Below are 9,223 nucleotides of genomic sequence, written 5' to 3'. Positions count from 1 at the left end.
GCTCCTGCCCATGATCCACCTCCCAAAAAGAAAAGTGAATCACGGACGCAGAGTCTTGGGAATCCCTCGATTCAGGTTTGGAGCTCCACGCTCTAGGCGCAAAACTCCGAAATTTGGAACACGATGGCCAGAAGCCGTTCGGGGTTCCAAATAACACATACAAGACAATCACATAGGGGTCGGCAAGGCAAGCGGGGGGCGGGCGGAACTCTGGCCCAACCCCGAACGCCGCGCGAGGCCGTCAGAGGCCTAGATCAGGCGGCCGATCCAGCGCACGCGGCCGGCCACGCAGAGGGTTTCGGCCTCGGCGGGGGTGAGGTTTTCGGGGGCGTAGGCGGGGTTGTCGCTCTTGATGGTGAGGGCTCCGGACAAGAACTTCTGAACGCGCTTGACCAGTAGTTCCGACCCGCTCAGCAAGACATAGACAGCATCATCGATCACCCGGGTGACGCCGGTGTCAATCAACAGAAGATCACCGGCCCTGATTGACGGCTCCATACTGTCACCGGCAGCGGCGATGAGGGCCAATTGATTGGGATCGGCGCCCAGGGCCCGGCGCACCCAATCGGCCCGAAAGGCCATGAAATCGACCACCTGCTCGCGGTCGTTCCAGGCCCCGTGGCCGGCCGAGGCCTCGACGTTGAAGCGGGGCACCAGGACATAATCCCCGGCGACCGGAGGCGGTTGCGGTGTCCCCTGTGACCGGGGCCTGGAGCGGTCGGCCCGGGCCGCCGCCAAACGCTCCGGCGTGGCCGCCACCATCGCCTCCAGAAGCTCAGGCGTCGCCACCGGCGCCAAGGGGTCGGCTGTCTTTGGGCCGGCACCGGTGACCAGCCAATCGATGGAGACACCCAAGGCGGCGGCAAGCTGTGCGGCCTTGTCCGCCCCGGGGATGGAGCCGGCGAGGTACTGCCGGATCGAGCTTTCCCGAACACCGGACCGTCCGGCAAGCGCGTTCACGCTTTCGTCCCCTAGTGCGAGCCTCAGGCGCTCGGCCAGGCCGCCTTGGTTCGAGTCAGGACCCATCACACACCCCTTGACCGGGACGCCAAGGCGCCAGGAAAGCCTGAAAATTCGCCCGTTTGGCGGGGCCTACCCGCCGGGGCGGCCAAGCCCGAAGGCAGACTCGCGCAATTATGCGAGCTGGAGGCTTGACGGGTTCGCATCTCAATGCGTATCCTTCTCCCCAACGTCCAATCCGTCGCCCAAACAAAACCGGCCCCGGCAGGCCGGTTGGAGCAGGAAAGAGCCCATGTCCGACGACACGCGCCCGGAGACCATTCTCTACCTTCTGCGCTGTCAGGGCCTGACTTACGCGGACATTGACCGCCGCTTCGACCTGGCCGCCGGCAGCGCTCGCAAGGCGGTGCGCTATCCCATGCGCGCCGGCGAACTGGCCATCGCGGAGGTCCTGGGCCGGGCGCCCCGGGATCTGTGGCCCTCGCGCTATAACGCGAACGGCGAAAGAAAGCGCCCTCAGCCGCGCACCCTGTACACCCATCCGGTCCGACTGCGCCGACCCGCCAAACCTACACCGACCGGCGAAGCTGGTCAGCGCCAAAAAGACACGGCGGCCTGACCGTGGTTTGCGCACGCCGCCATACATTGCCGCGCGGCGGCGGGCTCCCCCGCAAGGCGTCGGGGAGGGCCGGCCGATGAAGGCGCGGGGCGACACCCGGACCCTGTCCCTGCTCGACTGGGAACCGCCGCCGGTGGTGCACCGGTTCGACTCCGAGCAGGTGCGCGCCGCCTCGCTGCGGGCCCAGGTCTCGAAAGCCGTCGCCCTGGCCTTGCGGGATTGCCCGCGCAGCCGCGAGGACATCGCCGAGGCCATGTCCCTGTACCTGGGCGAGGCGGTCGGCGCCGGGACGCTGGACGCCTATGCCTCGGAAAGCCGCGAGGATCGAGTGATCAACGTGGTGCGGTTGGCGGCGCTGATCCACGCCACCGGGGACATGCGGCTGCTTCAGATGCTGGCCGAACCATTCGGCCACATGGTGGTCGAGGCCCGGCACCGGGAAGACATCGAGGAAATCATTGACCTCGACCGTCGGGCCGAGGTGGCCGACTACCTGGATCAGCTGGACCAACGCATCGAGACCCGGCGGCGCCGCCGGCGGGGGGCGCGATGAGTCTCCCCCAGATCCAAGACGGTTGGTTCTCGGCGGCCGAGCTGGCCAGTCTGGCCCTACCCGGGCTGCCGGGGACGGAACGTGGCATTCAATTGTGTGCGGCCCGGGAGTCGTGGCCCCATCGCCCCCGGCAGGGGCGGGGTGGCGGGCGGGAGTATCCCATCTCCGCCCTGCCGGCCAAGGCCCGGGCGGCGCTGGCGCGACGCGACCTCACGCCCGATCCCGAGCCGCCGCCCCGCCCGCCGCAGGACCCGCGCGACTTCGCCGGCTGGCAACGGGCGGCCTTCGAGGCCCGTCTGGCCCTGCTCGCCGAGGCCGACCGTCTGCTCGCCCTGGGGCTGGCGGCCAGCGAACGACAGGCCGCGCTGGTCCTGGCCGAGGCGGCCCGCACCGACACCCTGCGCTCGGCCCTGGCGGCTCTGGTCCCCCTTGCCAACCAGCGGGGCGGCAAGAGCGGATCGCGCACCCTGTCGGCGCGGTCGGTGCAGCGCTGGTTCGACGAGCGGCGCCGGGCGGGCACCGCCGCCCTGGCCCCCAAGGCCCCACCGCCCCGGCGCCAGAACGCCGGCTGGGAGGCCCCCTTCCTCAGGCTGTGGGCCCGGCCGGGCAAGCGCTCGGTGGCGGAAATCTGCCGCAGCGCCGACCTTCAGCGATTGTTGCCCGCCGGCGTGGCGGCGCCCAGCGCGGAGGCGGCGCGGCGGCTGCTGAAGTCCCTGTCGCCCCAGGAACGGGCGCTGGGTCGGATCGGGCCCCGGGGCATGCTGGCCTTGCGGGCCTACCGGATGCGCGACACCGCCCTGTTGTCGCCCGGTGACATCTACACCGCCGACGGCAAGACCTTCCGGGCCTGGGTGCGCAATCCCCTGTCGGGACACCCCTTCAAGCCGGAAATCGTCACCGTGCTGGACGTCAAGACCCGGCGCGCCGTGGGCTGGTCGGCCGGGCTGGCGGAAAGCGCCTCGGTGGTCACCGACGCCTTGCGGCACGCGGTGATCGGCGCCGGCATTCCGGCCATCTGGTACACCGACAACGGCCCCGGCTTCGACAACGAGACGCTGGATGATCCCCTGGTCGGCCTGCTGGCCCGCCTCGGCATCACCAACATGGACAGCCTGCCGGATCGCTCGCAGTCGCGGGGCATCATCGAAAGCTTCCAGCGTCAGTGGAACGCGGCGGCCAAGACCCTGCCCGCCTACCTGGGGCGCGATCTGGACAAGGACGCGGCGCGGGCCCTGATCAAGAAGGTGCGGGCCGATTACCGCCAGGGCGGACGCTCGGAGGCGGTGATGGCGTGGGACCTGTTCCTGCGTTTCATCGACGACACCCTGGCCGACTACAACGCCCGGCCCCATCGCGGCTTGCCCCGGATGGTCGATCCCGAAAGCGGCCGGCGCCGGCACATGAGCCCGGACGAGGCCTGGGCGGCGGCCCGCGCCGACGGCTGGGAGCCGCTGATGATTTCGGCCGAGGAAGGGGCCGACCTGACCCGGCCCTACGCGGTGCGCCGCACCCGCCGCGCCCTGGTGGACCTGTTCGGCAACCAGTACTTCGCCCCGGAGTTGGAGGAGTTCCACGGCGACGAGGTGGCCGTCGGCTACGACATCCACGACGCGGCCCGGGTGTGGGTGCGTCAGCTCGACCGCACGCCCGATGCCCACCGGGTGGGGCGGCTGATCGCGGTGGCCCGCTGGGATGGGCACCGCACCGACTACGTGCCGGTCAGCGTGCGCGATCAGGCGCGGGAACGGCGCCATGCCGCCGCCATCAAGCGCCTGGACGACAAGCGGGAGCGCATCGAGGCCGAGCGCACCGGCGGTCAGGAGGCCCTCCAGGCGCCGGCGGCGGACTCGCCCCCGGCGACCGCCCAGGTGGTCTCCCTGTCGCCCCGCGAGACGCCCGCCATCAAGGAGGCGTCAGAACCCACCCCGACGTTCGCCGCCCCTGACGGTCCCCGGCCCCGGTTCTCCGACGATTACAGCTGGGCCCGCTGGCTGCTCGCCAACCCGGACCGCTGGCTGCCGACCGATACCCAGTGGATGCGGAAACTCACGCGGCGCTGGGACTTCCGCGAGTTGGCCCCGCTCAACGGGATCGATCTCGCGGGCCTTGAGGACCTGGCCGAGCGGCCCCCGGCGGCGGGGGCACAGAGCCAGGATGCGCAGGACAGGAGGACGGACACCACATGCGACGCGATCAATTCGTGATGACCAGGAACGTGCAGGCCCTGATGCGGGCCATCGGCGGCCTGAAGGATCGGGGGGCGGAAGAGGCCTGCCTGATCGTGGTCGATGGCGAGCCGGGGTTGGGCAAGACCTTCGCCGCGATGAGGATGGCCGCCCAGGGGGGCTGGCCCTACGTGCGGGCCAAGACCGGCTGGACGCCCACCTGGGAGTTGCGCGAACTGCTGGAGGCGATGGGGCTGGTCCCTGAGCACTCGTACCAGAAGATGTACCGGCAGGCCGTCGAGGCCTTGCACCTTCGGGCCGTGCAGGCGGCGCGCGAGGAACGGGATTTCGCGGTGGTCATCGACGAGGTGGACCACATCGCCCGCAGCCGCACCCTGATGGAAGCCTTCCGCGATCTGTCGGACCTGGTCGAGGTGCCGTTCGTCTTCGTGGGCATGGGGCGGATCGGCAACGCCATGACCCGCTATCAGCAGATCGGCAGCCGGGTGGGCGCGACGGTGCGCTTCGAGCGGGCCTCGCTCGAGGACGTGCGCGCCTTCGTAGACACCCTGTGCGAGGTGGAGGTCGGGGACGATCTTCTCGCCTTCCTGCACCAGGAAAGCGGCGGGCTGCTGCGCGAATGCAAGGAGGCGGTGGCCAACATCGAGCGCTTTGGCCGACGCCACGGGGGCGGCCCCATCGGGCGGGCCGAGATGGCCGGCGAAACCCTGATGTATGACCGCAAGACCGGCGCCGCGATCCGGGTGCGGGCGGCCTGACCATGTGCGGCGTGGCAACCCATCAGGAAAGTCTTCTGGCCGTCCTGGCCGCCGGCGGGCCGGAAGTCTGTCTGACCACCGCCGAGCTGGCGGCGCGCAGCGGGCTGACCCGCAAGCAGGTGGGTGAGGCGAGCGGCAAGCTGGTCCGCCGGAACCTGATCGAACGGGCCGAGGTGGGCTGTTTCCGGCTGACCGACCACGGCCGGGCGCATGTCGCCGCCGGCACCCCCCTGACCAGTGCCCCGATCAAGCAGTTCACCGCCATGCGTCGGCACCGCGACAGCCTCCGGGTGCGCGCCTGGCGAGCCATGCGGATGCGGGGAAAGTTCACCATCGCCGATGTGGCCGGCCTGGCGCTGCGCCCCGGCGAACGGGAAGGCGAGGTGCAACGTTACCTGCGCACCCTGTTCCGCGCCGGCTATCTGCGCCGGCTGGCCGGCGGCGGACCCTGCCTGCGCTATGCGCTGGTCCGCGACACCGGGCCGGAGGCCCCCATGCTGATCGACGGCCGGCGGGCGGTGCGCGACCCCAACACCGGGGACACCGTGGCGGTGGGGAGCGGCGATGACTGACGGCGCCGACCATGACTGGCTGGCCCTGCTCAGGGCCGACGTGGCCCGCAGCGGCAGCATCGCCGCCACCGCCCGGCGCCTGGGGATCAGCCGACCGGCGGTCAGCGGCGTGCTGCACGGCACCTATCGCGCCGGCACCCACCAGATCCGTGAGCGGGTCCTGGGGATGCTGGCGGTCCACCCCTGCCCCGCCCTGGCCGGGCAGGAAATCTCCGGCACGGACTGTGCGGCGCGGGCGGCGCGGGCCATGCCGACGTCGAGCGCGGCGGCCCTGCGGGCCTGGGCGGCCTGCCGGACCTGCCCGCGTCATCCCGATCAGCGACGAAAGGACGGGAACAATGCTGTCTCAGACCTTGGATGCCCTGGCGGCTGATCTGGCGGAGGGCGGTGGCGAGACCGGGGTGGTTCTGGCCCCGGCCCAGGCCGCCGCGCTGTGCGAGGTGTTGAACGATTGCGCCGAGCAGGCCCGCGCCCTGGAGGGGCAGCCGGTGCCGGTGGGGCAGCGGGCCGAATTGCCTCCTGAGGTGGTTGATCTGGCCCAGTTGCTGGCGCGGCGCGGGGTGCGCACCGGGCGGCGGCTGCGGGTGGTCGAGCCCAGCGGCGGGGGGGACGTGGCATGACGATCACTCTCACGCCCCTGGAACGCTACGTCGGCCCCGCCGAGGCCTCGGTGACGGTGCTCGCGGCGGCGGCCGGCCCGGACGGGCTGATCCTGGTCGGCCTGGACGGGGACCTAGCCTACCACGTGGCCGTTCAGACGGCGGGTGGAGAAATACACCACCGGGCCGGGCCGATCTCGGCCGAGGACGCGCTGGACGCCGCGCTGCGCGTGCTGGCCGGGCAGGAGCATTCGGTCACCGGGGATGCCCTGGCGGCGGCGGTGGTGGCGGTGCGGACCCTGGCAACGGGGGCGACGCCATGACCCGCCGCGACCCCACCATCCGGCGGATCATCGCCGCCGTGTCGGCCGACACCGGGGTGTCGGCGGGCGACATCATCTCCGACCGGCGCACGGCAGCCCTGGTCCGGGTGCGCGATCTCGCCGTCCTGCTGGCCCGCGAGATGACCCCCGCGTCGCTGTCCGCCATCGGGCGGGAGATTGGCGACCGCGACCACACCACCGTCATCGCCGCGCTGGGCCGGGCTCAGGAGCGCCTCAGTTCTGATCCGGAGTGGGCCGCCCGCTACGAGCGGCTGCGGGGCCGGCTGGCCGTTCCTCTCCATCCCGACCGCCTGATCATCGCTGGAGCCGTCAGCGGCCCCTTCCGACGGCGGCAGTCTTTCTTCTCACACAGGAGGCTTTTCGGATGACCACCACGCTTGGAGACATCGAGGACCTGACCCGTCGCTATGCGGCGGCCCGCGACACCCTGGGCTGCGCCGTCCAGGAGTTGGAAGACGAGGTGGCGGTGATCCGCCGGCGGCGGCTGCCGCGCATCCGCCAGCTGGTCGCCGCCGCCGCCGAAGCCCGGTCGCGCCTGTCGGCGGCCATCGAACTGGCCCCGCAGTTGTTCCAGAAGCCCAGGACCCTGGTGTTGCACGGGGTCAAGGTGGGCTTCGCCAAGGGCAAGGGGCGGCTGGAGTTCGCCGACGGCCAGAAGGTGGTCGAGCTTATCCGCAAGCACTACCCGGACCGCGCCGAGCAATTGATCCAGGTGCGCGAAAGCCCGGTGAAGGGCGCCCTCAACCAGATGACGGTGGCCGAGTTGAAGCGGATCGGCGTGACCGTGATCGAGAGCGGCGACGAGGTGGTGATCCGCCCGACCGACAGCGAGATCGACAAGCTGGTCGAGGCGCTGTTGCGGGACGATCCCGCCGAGCAGGCGGCGTGAGGGAGGCGACCATGAACCACGTCACCAAACCCCCTCGTCGCCAGCCCTTCACGGCCAAGGAATATGGGCCCGACCCGGTGGATGTTCACGTCGGCCGGCGGCTTCGGTTGCGTCGTACCTTGCTTGGCATGAGCCAGGAGCAACTGGCCGCCGCCATCGGCGTCACCTTCCAGCAGGTGCAGAAGTACGAGCGTGGCGGGAACCGCATCTCGGCCTCGCGGCTGTTCGACGTGGCCCGGGTGCTCGGTGTGCCCATTTCCTTCTTCTTCGAGGACATCACCGAGGAAACCACCAAGGACCGGCCAACCCAGAACCTGCCCGAACAGGCCGGCCTGGCCGCCATGGTGCCCGCCGGCGAGGCCGACGAGAGGTCCAAGTCCATGACCCTCGAGCTGAACCGCGCCTTTTGGCGTCTGCCCAAGGACCAACTGCGCACCCAGGTGCTCGATCTGCTCAAGACCATGGCCCGGCGGGACTGACCGATGAAGGAGGCCACCATGAGCGTCCTGACGACTGATGAGAGATTGCGGTTGACGTTGCTCAAGGCCTACCTGCCGCATGGCGCCGATGCCGCCGTCGAGCGGGCGCGCGCGGCTTTCACCTTCATCCGGGCTCCGGCGGCGCCCGTTGACCCCCCGCCGGAGCCAAAACCGGCCCCCGTCGAGGCGGCGCCAGAGCCCAAGTCGACCCCGGTGCCATCGTCGTGGACTCTGCCGCCCGAGCTGGAGGCCGCCCTGGGGACGGCTCGAGCGCTGCTCGACGAGGGTGTGCGCCTGACGGGAAGAGCCCTGGCCGAGGCGCTGGAGGTCTCCCAGCCCACGGCCAGCAAGCGCCTGCGGGCGCTGGTCGCTGCCGGCCGGCTGGCTGCTGTCGGCCAGACGTCGAGTCGTCAGTACGTGCTGCCGGGCCAGGATGCGGCGGCGGCCCATGACCAGGCGCCGAGCGATCCAGCACCGCGCGACCAGGGGGTGCCGCGCGACGATGCCGATGAGGCCCGCCAAGTCCGCGCTCTGATGGATCAGGGGCGCACCCTCCGAGAGATGGCCCACCACCTGGGCCGGACCCGAGACGAGATCGTCGACATCATGGCTTTACAGGGCTGGGCCGGCCTCACGGCGGAGGGGGGATTCTGCGTACCTGATTCCGACGCCGCCGTGGGCCGGCAGGAGCGGCCGGCGATCCGGCGCAACTGTATGACCTGTGGCGCGTCCTTCGTTTCCGCCGGGCCGCATCATCGGATGTGTGCGCGGTGCCGGCGCACGAAGACGGAGGACCTGACGATATGACGGTCTCCAACCAAGCGGATCTCTTTGGCGCCCCGCCCCAGCCCCTCCGAGGCCGGCACTACGTGCGGCCGCGCGGCCACGCGGGTACCCCAGGACGGGGACCGGCCGGGGAAACCTGCCGGACCTGCCGCCGCTTGGCGCGAGTGGAGTGTGCCAAAACGTACCTCAAGTGCGGGCTGGCGCGGGAGCGGTGGACCGGCGGTCGGGCCAGCGACGTGCTCGCGAGCAGCCCGGCCTGCCAGTTCTGGGAGGCGCCGTCATGACCGACTGCTGGCCCTTCGGACGCCTGCGGCCACTGAGTTACGGAGCGATCATTGCCGATCCACCCTGGGAACAGGCCCTGTGGTCGCCCAAGGGCGAGCGCAAGGCGCCCCAGGCGCACTACGGCTGCATGTCGCTGGACGCCATCAAGGCCTTGCCGGTCGGACACCTGGCTCGGGGTGATTGTCTGCTGGCG

General features: G+C 70.8%; 14 protein-coding genes. 13 read left to right on the top strand and 1 reads right to left on the bottom strand.

The features are described 5' to 3' along the window. Window positions 1-249 precede the first annotated feature (249 nt). A complete protein-coding gene (locus BLR95_RS14970) occupies window positions 250-1,026 on the bottom strand; it encodes a S24 family peptidase (RefSeq protein WP_092622004.1) in 777 nt (258 codons plus the stop codon). Between the two features lie 226 nt (window positions 1,027-1,252). On the opposite strand from BLR95_RS14970, the gene BLR95_RS15870 reads away from it, so the two are divergent. From BLR95_RS15870 to BLR95_RS14905, 13 genes are all read left to right on the top strand, one after another. Further along, a complete protein-coding gene (locus BLR95_RS15870; RefSeq protein WP_092622002.1) occupies window positions 1,253-1,579 on the top strand; it encodes a helix-turn-helix domain-containing protein in 327 nt (108 codons plus the stop codon). A gap of 76 nt (window positions 1,580-1,655) precedes the next feature. After that, window positions 1,656-2,132 (top strand): DNA transposition protein, encoded by a 477-nt coding sequence (locus BLR95_RS14960; RefSeq protein ID WP_092622000.1) that lies wholly within the window; start codon window positions 1,656-1,658, stop codon window positions 2,130-2,132. Next, window positions 2,129-4,336 carry a Mu transposase C-terminal domain-containing protein gene (locus BLR95_RS14955; protein ID WP_092621998.1) on the top strand — a complete coding sequence of 736 codons (2,208 nt, stop codon included), beginning with the start codon at window positions 2,129-2,131 and terminating at the stop codon, window positions 4,334-4,336. The genes BLR95_RS14960 and BLR95_RS14955 overlap by 4 nt, the downstream gene beginning before the upstream one ends. Next, window positions 4,315-5,076, top strand: coding sequence for an AAA family ATPase (locus BLR95_RS14950; protein WP_092621996.1), 762 nt, complete (start codon window positions 4,315-4,317; stop codon window positions 5,074-5,076). The genes BLR95_RS14955 and BLR95_RS14950 overlap by 22 nt, the downstream gene beginning before the upstream one ends. A 2-nt stretch (window positions 5,077-5,078) precedes the next feature. Further along, entirely contained in the window at window positions 5,079-5,648 is a 570-nt protein-coding gene (locus BLR95_RS14945; RefSeq protein ID WP_092621994.1) for a helix-turn-helix domain-containing protein, read from the top strand. Further along, complete coding sequence (locus BLR95_RS14940; RefSeq protein WP_092621992.1) at window positions 5,641-6,021, top strand: helix-turn-helix domain-containing protein; 381 nt, start codon at window positions 5,641-5,643, stop codon at window positions 6,019-6,021. The genes BLR95_RS14945 and BLR95_RS14940 overlap by 8 nt, the downstream gene beginning before the upstream one ends. Beyond that, the gene (locus BLR95_RS14935; protein WP_143131040.1) at window positions 5,987-6,268 is read left to right on the top strand and encodes a hypothetical protein; all 282 of its coding nucleotides are present in this window, start codon (window positions 5,987-5,989) and stop codon (window positions 6,266-6,268) included. Before BLR95_RS14940 ends, BLR95_RS14935 begins: the two co-directional genes overlap by 35 nt. Next, complete coding sequence (locus BLR95_RS14930) at window positions 6,265-6,570, top strand: hypothetical protein (protein WP_092621988.1); 306 nt, start codon at window positions 6,265-6,267, stop codon at window positions 6,568-6,570. The genes BLR95_RS14935 and BLR95_RS14930 overlap by 4 nt, the downstream gene beginning before the upstream one ends. Next, a complete protein-coding gene (locus tag BLR95_RS14925; protein ID WP_092621986.1) occupies window positions 6,567-6,959 on the top strand; it encodes a helix-turn-helix domain-containing protein in 393 nt (130 codons plus the stop codon). The genes BLR95_RS14930 and BLR95_RS14925 overlap by 4 nt, the downstream gene beginning before the upstream one ends. Beyond that, window positions 6,956-7,480: a host-nuclease inhibitor Gam family protein gene (locus BLR95_RS14920; RefSeq protein ID WP_092621984.1), complete on the top strand. Its 525-nt coding sequence runs from the start codon at window positions 6,956-6,958 to the stop codon at window positions 7,478-7,480. The genes BLR95_RS14925 and BLR95_RS14920 overlap by 4 nt, the downstream gene beginning before the upstream one ends. Before the next feature lie 11 nt (window positions 7,481-7,491). Further along, window positions 7,492-7,959: a helix-turn-helix domain-containing protein gene (locus BLR95_RS14915; protein ID WP_092621982.1), complete on the top strand. Its 468-nt coding sequence runs from the start codon at window positions 7,492-7,494 to the stop codon at window positions 7,957-7,959. 18 nt (window positions 7,960-7,977) lie between these two features. After that, window positions 7,978-8,766 (top strand): helix-turn-helix domain-containing protein, encoded by a 789-nt coding sequence (locus tag BLR95_RS14910; protein WP_143131039.1) that lies wholly within the window; start codon window positions 7,978-7,980, stop codon window positions 8,764-8,766. Window positions 8,767-9,025: 259 nt separating this feature from the next. Beyond that, a partial coding sequence (locus BLR95_RS14905) for an S-adenosylmethionine-binding domain-containing protein (protein ID WP_245689573.1) occupies window positions 9,026-9,223 on the top strand: 198 nt, incomplete at its 3' end.

This window comes from Roseospirillum parvum, assembly GCF_900100455.1.
GTDB classification, from domain to species: Bacteria; Pseudomonadota; Alphaproteobacteria; order Rhodospirillales; family Rhodospirillaceae; genus Roseospirillum; species Roseospirillum parvum.
Note: the sequence above shows the minus strand (reverse complement) of the source record. Positions and strands in the feature narration are given on the sequence as shown.